We start from the raw sequence: 14,637 nt of genomic DNA on the forward strand, positions 1-14,637 counted from the left end.
GTTCAGTGAACTGGAAACCTTACAGTGCGTTGACCTTCTTGGAGATCGCCGACTTGCGGTTCGCTGCGTTGTTCTTGTGCAGAACACCCTTGCTGACAGCCTTGTCCAGCTTGCGGCTGGCAGTGGCCAGGGCAGCAGCAGCTGCATCCTTGTCGGTGGAATCAACGGCGGTGTTGACGGCGCGGATGGCCGTCTTCAGCTCGGACTTGACTGCGTTGTTGCGCAGGCGTGCCTTCTCGTTGGTGAGGATGCGCTTCTTCTGGGACTTGATATTCGCCACGTGTGAACTCTCTTTTTAATGCGGAAATGGTCTAGAGGGCTTTCAGATTGGCCATTGACTGAGCGGCGTGGGGATACCTATGGCGGCCAACCATCTGTGGCCGTCGACCTGCACGGACACACAGCTATAAAGAATAGCAGGTCAGCTGCCGGGCTGGCCATTTGACGGTCAGGTCCAGCCGTGTCGCTTCCGCAGCCCGGCGGCCACCATCTCGAAGCGGGCACGGTCCAGAACGGCGCCCTCCCGGCGGATCGCGTCCGGCCGGATCTGCAGGACCCTCTCCAGGAGTGCTTCGCTGGGCCTGCCCTGTCTGTCCCATGGCCCGGCTCCCAAGTCGATGTAAACCCCGTCGGAGCGGGATGCAGGAACGTGGTCCTTGCTGGTGAGCATCAGGCCCAGGAGGTATGCGCCGCTGTTACCCACCAGCAGGACGGGGCGGTCCTTCCCCCGGCTGTAGTCCTCCTCATACGGAACCCACGCCCACACCACCTCGCCCGGATCCGGATCTCCGTCGGGCGCGGGGGAATACTGGACGGTGCTGCGGCCGCGGAAGTCGCCCGGGTAGCCGGCGGCGCCGGACTGCTGCGGTCCGGACTGTGCAGTCCCCGCACGCGGGGCAGGGCGCCGTATCGGGGGAACGGGGGGTTGCCGGCGCGTGCCGGACGGTGGGACCGCGCCGGCCTTCTGCAGGATCCGGAGGCCCGTGCGGACGGCGTTCACCACGGTTCGAAGATTGATAGCCATTCCGCAACACTAGCGCCGGGCGCCGGGCCCGGGGAATGCGCACCGTGGCGGCAGGAATGCGTGCACGGCGCCCCGGACGTGGGACACTGGAGGTTGAAGATGGGCGGTCCTCCGGCCCGGGCACGTTTGTGTGCCCTCCGGCCCCGCCACGTGAAGCCAACAGTAAGGACCCTGCGTGTCTCCCATGGCCCGCACCGCCCCGGTGCCCGCCGCGACAGATCCGGCCATTATTCGGAACTTCTGCATCATCGCGCACATCGACCACGGTAAATCCACCCTCGCCGACCGCATGCTGCAGTACACCGGAGTGGTCCAGTCGCGCGATATGAAGGCCCAGTACCTGGACCGGATGGACATCGAGCGTGAGCGCGGCATCACCATCAAGTCCCAGGCCGTCCGCATGCCCTGGGAACGCGATGGCGTCAGCTATGCCCTGAACATGATCGACACCCCCGGCCACGTTGACTTCACCTACGAGGTTTCCCGGTCGCTGGCGGCCTGCGAAGGCGCCGTTCTGCTCGTGGACGCGGCACAAGGCATCGAGGCCCAGACCCTGGCCAACCTGTACCTGGCCATGGAGAACAACCTCACCATCATCCCGGTCCTGAACAAGATCGACCTGCCGGCCGCGCAGCCCGAGAAGTACGCCGCTGAACTGGCGAGCCTGATCGGCGGCGATCCCGAGGACGTCCTGCGGGTCTCCGGCAAGACCGGCGCCGGCGTCGAGGCCCTCCTGGACAAGATCGTGCACGACCTGCCTGCTCCCCAGGGCGATCCCAACGCCCCGGCCCGCGCCATGATCTTCGACTCGGTGTACGACACCTACCGCGGCGTGGTCACCTACGTCCGTGTGGTTGACGGCATGCTGCACCCCCGCGAGCGCATCCAGATGATGTCCACCCGCGCCACCCACGAACTCCTCGAAATCGGCGTGAGCTCCCCGGAGCCCACCCCGTCCAAGGGGCTCGGCGTCGGTGAGGTGGGCTACCTGATCACCGGCGTGAAGGACGTGCGCCAGTCCAAGGTGGGTGACACCGTCACCAACCTGGCCAAGCCCGCCTCGGAATCGCTGCCCGGCTATGCGGACGCCAAGCCCATGGTGTTCTCCGGCCTGTACCCGCTGGACGGCGCCGATTACCCGGTGCTGCGCGACGCCCTCGAAAAGCTCATGCTCAATGACGCAGCCCTCGTTTACGAACCGGAGACCTCAGCGGCGCTGGGCTTCGGCTTCCGGGTGGGTTTCCTGGGCCTGCTCCACCTGGAAATCACCCGCGAACGGCTGGAACGGGAATACAACCTCGCCCTGATCTCCACGGCACCGAACGTTGAGTACGAGGTGACGCTGGAGGACAAAAAGGTTGTCCAGGTGACCAACCCCAGCGAATACCCCACAGGGAAGGTTGCCGAGGTCCGCGAACCCATGGTGTCCGCCACCATCCTGGCCCCCAATGAATTCGTGGGCGCCATCATGGAACTGTGCCAGAGCCGCCGTGGCGTGCTGGGCGGCATGGACTACCTTTCCGAGGACCGGGTGGAAATCCGGTACCGCCTGCCGCTGGCCGAGATTGTGTTCGACTTCTTCGACATCCTCAAATCCAAGACCCGCGGCTACGGTTCCCTCGACTGGAAGGCAGACGGCGAACAGGCCGCCGACCTGGTCAAGGTCGACATCATGCTCCAGGGCGAGCAGGTGGATGCCTTCAGTGCCATCACGCACCGCGACAAGGCCTACGCCTATGGCGTTATGATGACCGGCAAGCTCCGCGAACTGATCCCGCGCCAGCAGTTCGAGGTGCCCATCCAGGCCGCGATCGGCTCCCGCATCATCGCCCGCGAAAGCATCCGCGCCATCCGCAAGGACGTGCTGGCCAAGTGCTACGGCGGTGACATCACCCGAAAGCGCAAACTGCTGGAGAAGCAAAAAGAAGGCAAAAAGCGCATGAAGATGGTGGGCACCGTGGAAGTGCCGCAGGAAGCGTTCATCGCCGCCCTCACCACCGATGAGTCGAAGGACAAGGCCAAAAAGAAGTGACCACCGCGCAGCCGGGGACCCGCTGATGCCCAGCGTCCTTCCCCTGGGCGACCCGGCGCCGTCGGACGGCCTGCTGCCTGCCCAGGCGGCGGCCGGCGCGGCGGACCGGGCCTTTGGCCTGTACGTCCACATCCCGTTCTGCGCCGTGCGGTGCGGGTACTGCGACTTCAACACCTACACAGCAACGGAACTGGGCGGCGGCGCCTCCCAGGACGCGTATGCCGGCACCGCCGTGTCCGAGGTGGACCTGGCTGCCCGGGTACTCACCGCGTCCGGGCTGCCGGACCGTCCGCTCAGCACGGTGTTCTTCGGCGGCGGCACTCCCACGCTGCTCCCTGCGGAGGACCTTGCGCTGATCCTCCGCGCCGCCATCAGCACGTGGGGGATTGAGGACGGTGCCGAGGTCACCACCGAGGCCAACCCCGATTCGGTGACACCGGAATCCCTTGCCGTGCTGAAGGCAGCCGGTTTCACGCGCGTGTCCTTCGGCATGCAGTCGGCGGTGCCGCACGTCCTGAAGGTCCTGGACCGCACGCACAGCCCGGCCCGGGTTCCGCAGGTGGTCCGGTGGGCCCGCGAGGCAGGCCTGGCGGTCAGCCTCGACCTCATCTACGGCACCCCCGGCGAATCGTTGGACGACTGGCGCCTCTCCCTGGAGACCGCCCTTTCGTACGAACCGGACCACATCAGCGCCTACGCCCTGATTGTGGAGGACGGCACCAAGCTCGCAGCCCAGATCCGGCGCGGGCAAGTGCCTGGAATTGACGACGACGACCACGCGGCCAAGTACGAACTCGCCGACCAGTTGATCACCGCAGCCGGGCTTGGCTGGTATGAGGTCAGCAACTGGGCACGGACTCCGGAGCAGGCCTGCCGCCACAACCTGGCCTACTGGCGGGGGGACGACTGGTGGGGCATCGGGCCGGGCGCCCACTCGCATGTTGGCGGGGTCCGCTGGTGGAACGTCAAGCACCCCACCGCCTACGCGGGGCGGCTGGGCCAGGGCGTCTCGCCCGCTGCCGGGCGGGAGACGCTGGATGCGGAAACGCGCAACGTGGAGCGGGTCATGCTGGCGGCCAGGCTCAGCGGCGGCCTCCGGATTGACTCATTGGGCGATGCCGGCCGCCGGCAGGTGGCGGGCCTGATCGCCGATTCCCTGGTTGAACCCACTGCAGCGTTCCGCGGAACACTCGTGCTCACCCTCAAGGGCAGGCTGCTGGCGGACGCCGTGGTGCGGCGGATCCTCCCGGACTGACTGACCCGCAGCCGGCGCGGTTAACGGCTCAGGCCGTTGGCGGACTGTTCAGTGCCGTAACGGTCCGGGTGGTGCTGTCCCACAGCCGCGCGTCGGTGCACCGGGCCTCGAGGGTGGCGTCCAGGGTCCCCACTGCCGCGCCCAGCAGCTCTGCCGGAATCCGGCGGGCGAGCGTGACGTGCGGGGTCCAGGCGCCGGGGCGGGTGAGGGGCAAGGCGTCATTGGCCTGCCGGTGCAGGCCGGCGTGGAGCGCCAGCAGTTCCCTTGATCCCACCACCAGCCGGGCCAGGACGTACTTGCCTTTCCCAGCAGGGAAGAGGACCAGCCCGCCCAGGCGGACGTCCAGTGGAAGGCCCGCCCAGAGCCCGGCCGCTTCGGCCGCAACAGCCAGGCTGTTGCCCGCTGCGAGCGTGATATGGGGCCTGTTGCTGGGGGCGGTATGGGAGCCCAGGCTGGGCAGGCCCGCCGCGGCCAGCCGGGCCCAGTCCGCCAGGATGCACGCCTCGGCGGGACCGTCGAAGGTCAGCTCGATGCTTCGCACGGGACCCGGCCGTCAGGCGGTGTTACTTGATCCAGCGGAGGTTGAACTGGTAGCGGTAGGGCTGGCCGCGGTTGACGCGGATCCCTGCTGCCACGGAGTAGCAGGTCAGGGCAATCCAGATGAGGGCCGCCGCGACGGCGAAGATGTTTCCGATCACCGGGATGAAGACCAGGATGTTCGCCACCACTGCCGCGATGGTGGGAGGCAGGCTGAAGTTGAGGGCTTCCTTGGATTCCTGGGCCGTGAATGGTCCACGATCACGGAAAATGAGGTAGACGAGCAGCGACGGGATGCAGCCCAGGATGCCGCCGAAGTGCGCCAGCGTGGCCCATTGCCGGTCTTCGCTGGCCGTCAGGGGCAGCGCGTTGGCCGGGACGCCGTGGTATTCGGACCGGCTTTGGCGGCCCTGCGGGTCCCCGTGCCCGCGTGCGTTGTCTGCCACAGTTGTGTTCCTTCGAAGATGCAATAGTGCGTTCGGCGCTGAGGCGCCGGCCGCCCCCGCCGGGAGTGGCAGGTGCTGGTCTACCCAGAATACTGGGTGTTGGCCGGAAGACTGCTTTAGGGAACCGTGAGGAAGTCGATGACTTCCTCCACCCGGCCCAGAAGCGAGGCCTCGAGGTCCGCATAGGTATGCACCGCACCCAGGAGTTTCTGCCACCCCAGCCCCACGTCCTCCTTGGTCTGGTGCGGCCAGCCGAATGCGGCCAGGATCCCGGTTTTCCAGTCCTGCCCGCGCGGCACGGCAGGCCACTTCGCGATGCCCAGCACGGAGGGCCGGATGGCCTGCCACACGTCCACATACGGATGGCCCACAATCAGGACGTTCCCGGCCGCGCCGGGGGAGGCCATTACGGCATCGGCAATGCGCGATTCCTTCGAGTTGGGTACCAGATGGTCCACCAGGACGCCCAGCCGCCGGCCCGGACCGGGGTTGAAGGCCGCCACCGCACCGGCCAGGTCATCGATGCCGTGGAGAGGCTCGACGACGATGCCCTCCACCCTGAGGTCATCGCCCCAGACTTTTTCCACCAGCTCGGCGTCGTGCTTGCCCTCCACCCAGATGCGGCTTGCCTTCGCCACCTGGGCGCGCTGGCCGGCCACCCGAACGGAACCGGAAGCGGTCCGGCCCGCCGCAGTGGTGGGAGCGGCACGCGGCGCAGGCGGAACCAGTTTGATGGGCCGGCCCTCCAGGAGGAAGCCGAACCCCAACCGGAAGGACCGGGACTTTCCCCGCCGGTCCTCCAAGGCCACCACATGCATGCCGCCGGACTTCTCCACCCGGGTTACGGCACCGACCCAGCCGGACTGGACGTCCTCCAAAACCATTCCGCGCTCCACCGGGACCTCGGGCAGGGTGGTGCGGGCCGGGGTGGACATGTCTGCCGGCCCCCAGTTCTGGTAATCCATGGTTGACTCCGCCTCGCAGTTGGTTCGTGGCCCGGAATTTCGCCCGGAGCGGTACCAATGCTAACAACGGGGCGGGGCGTAATAGACTGTTGGCACTAAGGCATGCCGAGTGCTAACTGACGGGCCGCGTTGCCCAGGCGGCGCGGCGGCCCCAATCCCGGATGGAGGTGGACTATGAGCGAGCCACGCAAGCTGGAAGTCCTGCGGGCCATCGTGGAGGACTACGTCCATTCCCGCGAACCCGTGGGCTCCAAAGCCCTCGTGGAGCGGCACCATCTTGGCGTCTCCAGCGCCACGATCCGCAACGACATGGCGGCCCTGGAGGACGAGGGCCTCATTACGGCGCCGCACACCAGCGCCGGCCGGATCCCCACGGACAAGGGCTACCGCCTGTTTGTGGACCAGATTTCCGCGGTCAAACCGTTGTCGCCGCCGGAACGGCGGGCCATCCAGTCGCTGCTGGAAGGCTCCGATGACCTGGACGATGTCCTGGACCGCACGGTCCGGATGCTCTCCCAGCTGACCAACCAGGTGGCAGTGGTCCAGTACCCGCACCTGAGCCGGGCCCAGATCCGGCACATCGAATTTGTCCTGCTCGCTCCCCGGAAAGTGCTGGTTGTGCTGATTGCCGACAGCGGCAAGGTGGAGCAGCGGGTCATTGACGTTGGCCACGACCTTGCTGACGACGCCCTCGCCGGCCTGCGGACCCGGTTCCTGGCGACCCTTGCAGGGACGCCGCTGGGCCGGCTCAGCATGGTGCTGCCCGCGGTGGTGTCCGCCGTGGCGCCTGTCCACCGCCAGGCCGCACAGGCCTTGGCCAACGGGCTGGAGATCCTGGGGCAGAACAGCCGCGAGGAACGTATGGTGATGGCGGGGACCGCCAACCTGGCCCGCTCCAATGTGGATTTCCCGCTCAGCATCGGACCCGTCCTGGAAGCCCTGGAGGAGCAGGTGGTGATGCTCCGCCTGCTCAGCGAAATGGCGCAGGACCCCCGCGGTGTTGCGGTCAGTATCGGCCGGGAAAACCCCTACGACGGGCTGGCCGAGGCATCGGTGGTGGCCACCGCCTACGGTCCGGACAGCACCGCGAAAATCGGCATCCTTGGACCAACCCGCATGGATTACCCCACCACCATGGCCGCCGTCAGGGCTGTGGCCCGATACCTGTCCCGGATCCTGGGTCCCTGAACAGGTCTGCCCGGCCGGCCGCGCGTCGACAGGGCACCAAGAGCAACACCGGCAGTTGAACTGCCGGCAGTACAACAAGGAAGAGACACGAACTTTGAGCAGCCACTACGACGTCCTTGGAGTCTCACCGGAGGCTACGGGCGAAGAGATCAAAAAGGCCTACCGCAAACTGGCCCGCACCCTGCACCCGGACGTCAACCCCGGGGACGACGCGTCCGACCGTTTCAAGGCCGTCACGCATGCCTACGAGGTCCTGTCGGATCCGCAGAAACGGCGGGTCTACGACACCACCGGCAACGAAAACGGCACTGACAACGGCTTTGGCGGCGGCAGCTATGCCGGCCAGGGCTTCGCGTTCCAGGACATCTTCGACACCTTTTTCGGCGCAGGCGGCTCGGCCGGCCCGGCCTCCCGCGTCCGGCGCGGCCAGGACGCCCTGATCAGCGTTCGGATCGAACTTAAGGACGCCGTTTTCGGTGTCAACCGGAAGCTGGAGGTGGATACCGCCGTCACGTGCCCCACCTGCGACGGCTCCTGCTGCCAGCCCGGCACCTCGCCGGAACGCTGCGACATCTGCGGTGGCAGCGGCCAGGTCCAGCGGGCCGTCCGGTCCATCCTGGGCCAGGTCATGACGGCGGCGCCGTGCGGTACCTGCGAAGGCTTCGGCACGGTCATCAAGGACCCCTGCAACGAGTGCAGCGGGCAGGGACGCATCCGCAGCCGCCGTTCGCTGACCATCAAGGTCCCCGCAGGCGTTGCCACGGGCACCCGGATCCAGCTTTCCGGCCAGGGTGAAGCCGGCCCTGCGGGTGGCCCTGCCGGCGACCTGTACGTGGAGATCCGCGTCAACAACGACGCCACCTACGTCCGGGACGGCGACGACCTGCACGCCACACTGAACATTCCCATGACGGCGGCTGCGCTGGGAACCGACGTCAGCCTGGAAACCTTCGACGGCAGCCAGGACATCGACGTCAAGCCCGGTACCCAGTCCGGGGAGATCATCACCCTGCGCGGCCTCGGCGTCACGCACCTGCGCGGGTACGGCCGCGGCGACCTTAAGGTGCACCTCCAGGTGGAGACGCCCGCGAGGCTGGACCAGGCCCAGGAGGACCTGCTGCGGCAGCTGGCCAAGCTGCGCGGGGAGCAGATCACCGAAGGCAAGCTCGCGGCCAGCGGCGGTATGTTCGCCAAGCTGCGGGACCGGCTCGGTAACCTGTAGCGGTGAGCAACCCCGTCTTTTTCACCACCGCCGGCGCGCTGGACCAGGTGCACCCCCAGGGCAGGTTTGTCCTGGAGGGCCCTGAAGCCCGGCACGCCGTGGCCGTGAAACGGCTGGCGCCCGGTGAGCCCGTGGACATCGTGGACGGTGCAGGCACCAGGCTCAGCGGAGTTGTGGTGGCTGCCTCGTCCGCGGCACTGGAAGTTGAGTGCATATCCGTGGCCCGGGAGGACCGGCCTGACATCCGCCTTGTCCTGGTCCAGGCCCTGGCGAAAGGCGACCGGGACGAGCTCGCCATCGAGACGGCCACGGAACTGGGAATCGACGCAGTCATCCCGTGGCAGTCCGAACGGGCCATCGTCCGCTGGAAGGGTGACCGTGCCGCGAAGGCGCACGCCAAGTGGCAGTCCACGGTGACTGCCGCCGCCAAACAGGCCCGCCGGGCCTGGGTGCCTGAGGTGCGGGCCGCCGTCGACACTGCCGCCCTCGCCGGCGCTGTGGAAGCCGCGGACCTGGCCGTCATCCTGCACGAAAACGCTGTCCGGCCGCTCCGCTCCGTCCTGTCGGCGTGGGCCGGGGAGTCTACGGCCGCAGTGCGCGAGGTGCTGCTGATCGTCGGCCCCGAAGGCGGGATCAGCCCCCGCGAAGTGACGCGCCTGTGCGATCAGGGTGCCGTGACTGCCCTGCTGGGGCACCACGTCCTGCGCTCCTCCACGGCCGGACCGGCCGCCGTCGTGCTCGCCAGCGATGTGCTGGGCCGCTGGGACGCTACCGCACAGTGAACGAGCGGGTGTCCTCGTTGCGGTCCACCTGGTCGTCGGCACCCAACTGGGCCACCTTTGCCTCGTAGTCCCCGGCCGGCAGCGTCAGGGCAAGCGTAAACAGCCCGGCACTCCCGGGTTCGGGGGCCGTGGTGGTCTCGCCGGTCAGGAAGGGCTCCTTGGTGCCGTTCTTCTCGGACCGCAGGATCTGCCAGCGGAGCTTGCCGCCCGAGACCGAACTGCGGCCGCCGATTTTGACGCTGCCGGACCGCAGCTCGGTGCCTTCCTGCGGGTCGATGATCCAGACCGGAGCCAGCAGCCCGGTGGCGCGGGTCATCAGGGCGCCGAGCTGGACATGCCCGAACGCCATGTAATCGGTGTGCCCGTCCACCAGGATCCGGACCCGGATCTGCTGGCCGGTGTCGATCAGGCCCGAACTGGCCCCGGCGGCTGTGGCCGTATAAACGAGCTGCTGGATGGCCCGGTTGGCGGTGTCGGCGTCGAGGTTGCTGTTGAAGGCGTCCTCCGAAACATCCACCGTGATGACATCCTTGCCCGAAATGGACGTGGCCAGCTTGGAAGGATTTTGCCAGGGCGTAAAGAAATCCGCGTCGAGGGGTTTCTCGTCCATCATGGCCCGCAGGGCGCGTGTGACAGGGTTTTCCTGGTCCGGGACGTCGCGGAACTCGCGGTAAAGGAAGACATTGTTGTTGGTCCGGCCCAGCCAATAGACGGGGGCCTTGTTGGAGGACTGGGTTGTTTCCAGTGGGGAGCTGGTGGCCGGAATGTCGGGTGTGCCTGTCACCGAAGGGCTGGCTGTCAGGGTGCTGGACTCCGAAGCGCCGGGATCGGCGATGCAGCCGGACAGGGCGGGAACAACAAGAAGGCCCGCAAGAACCAGTGCCCGCGCGCGGCGTGCACTTTGTCCGGCCCCGAAGGGCGCAGCGGTTTCGGGCACTGTTGTTGCCTGTCCTTTCCTGGTGTGGAGGGCCGATCCCCGGGCGGCCCGCTGTCCAGCAGTAGCTGGGTTTCCAGCATTACACAGGGTGCAGCCGGGAAGTGCTCCGGATCCGGGTCATGCCGGAACTGCAACGGGAACGATATGAGGACGATATGAAGTTGATACCTAACGGGGGAGCACGGCACCCACCAGCCGCACCGGCAGCCGGTGGCTACCAGGGTCCTGATCGCGGGCGGCGGTGTGTGCTGGCGTAAGATGGAGGGATCACTGGGCCGGGACCAGCACGTACCGGAAGTCCCGCCCGGCCAGACGGAAAGCACTTCGACCTTGAGGGGACCACGGGCCTGCGGGCCAGCACCATGACTGAATCAGCGAATGGAAAGCGCCGGCTCACCACAGGAGAGGGCATGGCGGCCGAATTCCCCCATTCACTCCCCGGGATCCGGACAGAAGTTGTTGTTTTCGACAACTCCGACCAAATGGTCCAATCCCTCGGCAGCCACGATGAGGCCCTGAGGTTCATTGAGGAACAGTTCCCCGACGTCAATTTCCACGTCCGCGGCAACGAGCTTTCCATCAGCGGACCAGTTCGCGACGTGCCCCGCATCATGCGGCTCCTGCACGAGGTCCGTGGCCTGGTGGCCCGTGGCAGCGTGATCAGCCCCGCCGTGCTGCAGCAGCTGGCGGCCCTGCTCCGGAGCCAGTCCACGCAGAACCCCGTGGATGTCCTCACCCACGACATCCTCTCCAGCCGCGGCCGGACCATCCGACCCAAGACGCTGAACCAGAAGAACTATGTTGATGCCATTGATGCCAACACCGTGATCTTCGGGATCGGCCCCGCCGGTACCGGCAAGACGTACCTGGCCATGGCCAAAGCCGTCCAGGCGCTGCAGCAGAAGGAAGTCAGCCGGATCATCCTGACCCGGCCGGCTGTTGAGGCGGGGGAGCGGCTGGGCTTCCTGCCAGGCACCCTCAGCGACAAGATCGACCCCTACCTGCGGCCGCTCTACGACGCCCTGCACGACATGATGGATCCCGAATCCATTCCCCGCCTGATGGCGGCCGGGACCATCGAGGTTGCCCCGCTGGCCTACATGCGCGGCAGGACCCTCAATGACGCCTTCATCATCCTGGACGAGGCACAAAACACCACTCCCGAACAGATGAAGATGTTCCTGACCCGCCTGGGCTTCGGTTCCAAGATGGTGGTCACGGGCGACGTCACCCAGGTGGACCTGCCCTTCGGCACCCGCTCTGGCCTGCGGATCGTTGAAGAAATCCTTAAGGGCATCGACGACGTCAACTTCTCGGTCCTGGACGCCACGGACGTGGTCCGGCACAAACTGGTGGGGGACATCGTCAACGCCTACAGCAACTGGGACGACATCCAGCGCAGCCGGGTCAAGCAACCGGCCGGCAGCCAGCGGCGGGGGGACAGCGCATGAGCATCGAAGTGAACAACGAATCCGGCATCCAGGTGGACGAAGCCAGCTTGGTGGCGCTGTCCCGCTATATTTTTGAGCAGCTGTACATCCACCCCCAGGCGGAGCTTTCCATCCTGCTGGTGGACGAGCCCGCCATGGAAAAGCTGCACATTGAACTGATGGACGAGCCCGGTTCAACCGATGTCCTTTCCGTCCCCATGGACGAGTTGACCCCCGGCACCCCGGGCCGGCCCACCCCACAGGGGATGCTCGGAGACATTGCCATCTGCCCGCAGGTCGCCACGGTGCAGGCCAAGAACGCCGGCCACGGGCTTGCAGACGAGATGCTGCTGCTGACCACCCACGGCATCCTGCACCTGCTGGGCTACGATCACGCGGAGCCTGAGGAAAAGACGGAAATGTTCGGCCTCCAGCGTGAACTCCTGACCGGCTTCACCGGTAGAGAAGCACCCGCCGAGACCACCCAGTGACGCCACTGCTCCTGGTGGTGATGGCCCTGGTGTTCCTGGGCGTCGCCGCCGTGCTGACGGCAGCCGAGGCGGCCTTCAACTTCCTGCCGCGCCACGACGCCGAGGAAGCCCTGGTGCGGAGCCGCAGCAACGCCATGCGGAAAATCCTCGCCGAGCCCGTGGCCCACATCCGGGCCCTGCGCTTCTGGCGGATCTGGTTCGAGATGGCCTCCGCCGTCGCTGTGGCGGTGCTGCTGTACAGCGTCCTCGACAACGTCTGGCTGGCCGGCCTGGCAGCCACGGGCATCATGGCCCTGGTGGGCTTTGTGATTGTCGGTGTTTCGCCCCGCCAGCTGGGCCGGCTCCACTCAGGCGCCGTGGTCAGGTTCACCGCCCCGATGATCCGCTTCCTCACCTGGGTCCTGGGACCCATTCCCGGTTGGCTGGTGGCCCTGGGAAGCGCCGCAGCACCCGGCGCCCCGGGCGGGGACGAAGCCTTCTTCAGCGAACAGGAATTCCGCGAACTCGTGGACCGGGCCAGCGAATCCGACATGATCGAGGACACGGAGGCCACCATGATCCAATCGGTCTTCGACTTCGGCGACACGTTGGTGCGGGCCGTTATGGTTCCCCGCACGGACATCCTGAGTGTCGACGCCGGATCCACACTCCGCCACGCCATGTCCCTCTTCCTGCGCTCCGGGTACTCCCGGATGCCGGTGATCGGCGAAAACAACGACGACATCCTGGGCATCATCTACCTCAAGGACGTGGCCGCCGTCCTGCACGAACTCGCCCCGGGTGAGGAACCACCGCTGGTGGATTCGCTGACCCGGGAGGTACGGTACGTTCCCGAGTCCAAGCCGGTCAGCGACCTGCTGAGTGAACTGCAGAAGGAATCCACCCACGTGGCCATCGTCATCGACGAATACGGCGGCACTGCCGGGCTGGTCACGCTGGAAGACCTGATCGAGGAAATCGTCGGCGAGATCGTTGACGAGTACGACACTGAAAGCGCTGAAGCGGTGGAACTGGGTGACGGCTCCTACCGGGTCAGCGCCCGGATGAGCATTGATGACCTTGGCGAACTGTTCGACATCGAACTCGATGACGATGAAGTGGACACCGTCGGCGGTTTGCTGGCCAAAGCACTGGGCCGCGTGCCCATCGTGGGCAGCGCCGTGGAAGTCCACGGCGTCGCCTTACGCGCAGACCGGCTTGAGGGCCGGCGGAACCGGGTCAGCCACATCATTGCGGCACCGGTACCAAAGATAGACACTGACCTTGAAGACCTCCTCGAAGAGGCGGAAACAACCCAGCAGGGAGTTCCACGTGAGCAAGAAAATTAAAGCCGGCGGCGACGAGGAATTCGGCGGCTTCCGGGCCGGTTTTTCCGTCCTGGTGGGCCGGCCCAACGCCGGAAAGTCCACCCTGACCAACGCCCTGGTAGGCAAGAAGGTGGCCATCACCTCCGCCAAACCGCAGACCACACGGCACACCATCCGCGGCATCGTCCACCGGGAGGACGCCCAGCTGATCCTGGTGGACACCCCGGGCCTCCACCGGCCCCGGACCCTGCTGGGGAAGCGGCTGAACGACCTCGTCGCGGACACCCTGTCCGAGGTGGACGCCATCGGGTTCTGCCTGCCCGCCAACGAGAAGATCGGTCCCGGCGATAAATTCATTGCCGCGCAGCTCGCTGCCCTGGGCAACAAACCGATCATCGCGATCGTGACCAAGGCCGACACCGTCGACCGGCAGGCCCTCACGGAGCAGCTCCTGGCCGTGGCGGCCCTGGGACGTGAAGTTCTCGGCGAGGACGGCTGGAAGGACATCGTCCCGGTGTCGGCAACTGACGGCTTCCAGGTGGAAACCGTGGCCGACGTACTGATCGGCCACATGCCGCCCTCGCCCCCGCTGTACCCGGACGGGCACCTGACTGACGAGCCCGAGGCCGTTATGGTGGCTGAACTCATCCGTGAGGCAGCGCTGGAGGGTGTCCGCGACGAACTGCCGCACTCCCTGGCCGTTGTGGTGGAGGAGATCGTTCCCCGGGAAGGCCGTTCCGAGGACAGCCCGTTCCTTGACGTCAGGGTCAACCTGTACGTGGAGCGTCCCTCGCAGAAGGCCATCATCATCGGCAAGGGCGGCGCCCGGCTCCGCGAAGTGGGCACAAACGCCCGCAAGGGAATCGAAGCCCTGCTGGGCACGCGCATCTATCTTGACCTGCACGTGAAGGTGGCCAAGGACTGGCAGCGGGACCCGAAGCAGCTGGTCAAGCTGGGCTTCTGAGCCGGCAGGACCGGTGCCGCCGCGGGGCGGTCCGGCGTTTTCCCAGACTGGGCCACT

General features: G+C 66.7%; 15 protein-coding genes. 9 read left to right on the top strand and 6 right to left on the bottom strand.

The annotated features are described in order from the left end of the window. Nucleotides 1-19: 19 nt before the first annotated feature. Both rpsT and ASF72_RS09275 read right to left on the bottom strand, forming a co-directional pair. The gene (gene rpsT / locus ASF72_RS09270; protein ID WP_050684685.1) at nucleotides 20-280 is read right to left on the bottom strand and encodes a 30S ribosomal protein S20; all 261 of its coding nucleotides are present in this window, start codon (nucleotides 278-280) and stop codon (nucleotides 20-22) included. Nucleotides 281-448: 168 nt separating this feature from the next. Beyond that, nucleotides 449-1,024 carry a type II toxin-antitoxin system PemK/MazF family toxin gene (locus tag ASF72_RS09275; RefSeq protein WP_056598222.1) on the bottom strand — a complete coding sequence of 192 codons (576 nt, stop codon included), beginning with the start codon at nucleotides 1,022-1,024 and terminating at the stop codon, nucleotides 449-451. Between the two features lie 175 nt (nucleotides 1,025-1,199). Here ASF72_RS09275 and lepA point away from each other — a divergent pair, with 175 nt between their 5' ends. Both lepA and hemW read left to right on the top strand, forming a co-directional pair. Continuing rightward, nucleotides 1,200-3,056 (top strand): translation elongation factor 4, encoded by a 1,857-nt coding sequence (gene lepA / locus ASF72_RS09280; protein WP_050684687.1) that lies wholly within the window; start codon nucleotides 1,200-1,202, stop codon nucleotides 3,054-3,056. 25 nt (nucleotides 3,057-3,081) lie between these two features. Then, the gene (gene hemW, locus ASF72_RS09285; protein WP_056598225.1) at nucleotides 3,082-4,311 is read left to right on the top strand and encodes a radical SAM family heme chaperone HemW; all 1,230 of its coding nucleotides are present in this window, start codon (nucleotides 3,082-3,084) and stop codon (nucleotides 4,309-4,311) included. Between the two features lie 28 nt (nucleotides 4,312-4,339). Here the strand turns inward: hemW and ASF72_RS09290 are convergent, their stop codons facing one another. The 3 genes from ASF72_RS09290 to ASF72_RS09300 all read right to left on the bottom strand — a co-directional run bounded on the left by ASF72_RS09290 (nucleotide 4,340) and on the right by ASF72_RS09300 (nucleotide 6,259). Then, complete coding sequence (locus tag ASF72_RS09290) at nucleotides 4,340-4,852, bottom strand: 2'-5' RNA ligase family protein (protein ID WP_056598227.1); 513 nt, start codon at nucleotides 4,850-4,852, stop codon at nucleotides 4,340-4,342. Between the two features lie 22 nt (nucleotides 4,853-4,874). Then, nucleotides 4,875-5,294: a DUF4870 domain-containing protein gene (locus ASF72_RS09295; RefSeq protein WP_050684690.1), complete on the bottom strand. Its 420-nt coding sequence runs from the start codon at nucleotides 5,292-5,294 to the stop codon at nucleotides 4,875-4,877. A 116-nt stretch (nucleotides 5,295-5,410) separates the two neighbouring features. Beyond that, complete coding sequence (locus tag ASF72_RS09300) at nucleotides 5,411-6,259, bottom strand: DUF3097 domain-containing protein (RefSeq protein ID WP_056598228.1); 849 nt, start codon at nucleotides 6,257-6,259, stop codon at nucleotides 5,411-5,413. 174 nt (nucleotides 6,260-6,433) lie between these two features. Between ASF72_RS09300 and hrcA the strand changes: the two genes are divergently transcribed. From hrcA to ASF72_RS09315, 3 genes are all read left to right on the top strand, one after another. Beyond that, complete coding sequence (gene hrcA, locus ASF72_RS09305; RefSeq protein WP_056598229.1) at nucleotides 6,434-7,447, top strand: heat-inducible transcriptional repressor HrcA; 1,014 nt, start codon at nucleotides 6,434-6,436, stop codon at nucleotides 7,445-7,447. 94 nt (nucleotides 7,448-7,541) lie between these two features. After that, on the top strand, nucleotides 7,542-8,669 hold the full coding sequence (gene dnaJ, locus ASF72_RS09310) for a molecular chaperone DnaJ (RefSeq protein ID WP_050684693.1): 1,128 nt from the start codon (nucleotides 7,542-7,544) through the stop codon (nucleotides 8,667-8,669). 2 nt (nucleotides 8,670-8,671) lie between these two features. Continuing rightward, nucleotides 8,672-9,451 carry a 16S rRNA (uracil(1498)-N(3))-methyltransferase gene (locus tag ASF72_RS09315; protein ID WP_056598230.1) on the top strand — a complete coding sequence of 260 codons (780 nt, stop codon included), beginning with the start codon at nucleotides 8,672-8,674 and terminating at the stop codon, nucleotides 9,449-9,451. Here the strand turns inward: ASF72_RS09315 and ASF72_RS09320 are convergent. Continuing rightward, a complete protein-coding gene (locus tag ASF72_RS09320; protein ID WP_050684695.1) occupies nucleotides 9,438-10,388 on the bottom strand; it encodes a GerMN domain-containing protein in 951 nt (316 codons plus the stop codon). The two genes, ASF72_RS09315 and ASF72_RS09320, sit on opposite strands and share 14 nt — an antisense overlap. A gap of 362 nt (nucleotides 10,389-10,750) precedes the next feature. Between ASF72_RS09320 and ASF72_RS09325 the strand changes: the two genes are divergently transcribed. From ASF72_RS09325 to era, 4 genes are read left to right on the top strand one after another with little or no spacing between them, the layout of a single operon-like run. Beyond that, nucleotides 10,751-11,839, top strand: coding sequence for a PhoH family protein (locus ASF72_RS09325; RefSeq protein WP_050684696.1), 1,089 nt, complete (start codon nucleotides 10,751-10,753; stop codon nucleotides 11,837-11,839). Continuing rightward, complete coding sequence (gene ybeY / locus ASF72_RS09330) at nucleotides 11,836-12,309, top strand: rRNA maturation RNase YbeY (RefSeq protein WP_050684697.1); 474 nt, start codon at nucleotides 11,836-11,838, stop codon at nucleotides 12,307-12,309. Before ASF72_RS09325 ends, ybeY begins: the two co-directional genes overlap by 4 nt. Further along, nucleotides 12,306-13,637 (top strand): hemolysin family protein, encoded by a 1,332-nt coding sequence (locus tag ASF72_RS09335; protein ID WP_056598231.1) that lies wholly within the window; start codon nucleotides 12,306-12,308, stop codon nucleotides 13,635-13,637. Before ybeY ends, ASF72_RS09335 begins: the two co-directional genes overlap by 4 nt. Then, nucleotides 13,621-14,580, top strand: a complete 960-nt coding sequence (gene era, locus ASF72_RS09340) for a GTPase Era (RefSeq protein ID WP_056598233.1) — start codon at nucleotides 13,621-13,623, stop codon at nucleotides 14,578-14,580. The genes ASF72_RS09335 and era overlap by 17 nt, the downstream gene beginning before the upstream one ends. Nucleotides 14,581-14,637: the final 57 nt, after the last annotated feature.

This window comes from Arthrobacter sp. Leaf141 (genome assembly GCF_001424565.1).
Lineage (GTDB): Bacteria > Actinomycetota > Actinomycetes > Actinomycetales > Micrococcaceae > Arthrobacter.

Bases quoted from the DNA above. Each gene is read 5' to 3' on its own strand.
- ASF72_RS09275 (WP_056598222.1), bottom strand. From the start codon at position 1,024: ATGGCTATCAATCTTCGAACCGTGGTGAACGCCGTCCGCACGGGCCTC.
- hemW (WP_056598225.1), top strand. From the start codon at position 3,082: ATGCCCAGCGTCCTTCCCCTGGGCGACCCGGCGCCGTCGGACGGCCTG.
- ASF72_RS09300 (WP_056598228.1), bottom strand. From the start codon at position 6,259: ATGGATTACCAGAACTGGGGGCCGGCAGACATGTCCACCCCGGCCCGC.
- hrcA (WP_056598229.1), top strand. From the start codon at position 6,434: ATGAGCGAGCCACGCAAGCTGGAAGTCCTGCGGGCCATCGTGGAGGAC.
- ASF72_RS09325 (WP_050684696.1), top strand. From the start codon at position 10,751: ATGACTGAATCAGCGAATGGAAAGCGCCGGCTCACCACAGGAGAGGGC.
- ybeY (WP_050684697.1), top strand. From the start codon at position 11,836: ATGAGCATCGAAGTGAACAACGAATCCGGCATCCAGGTGGACGAAGCC.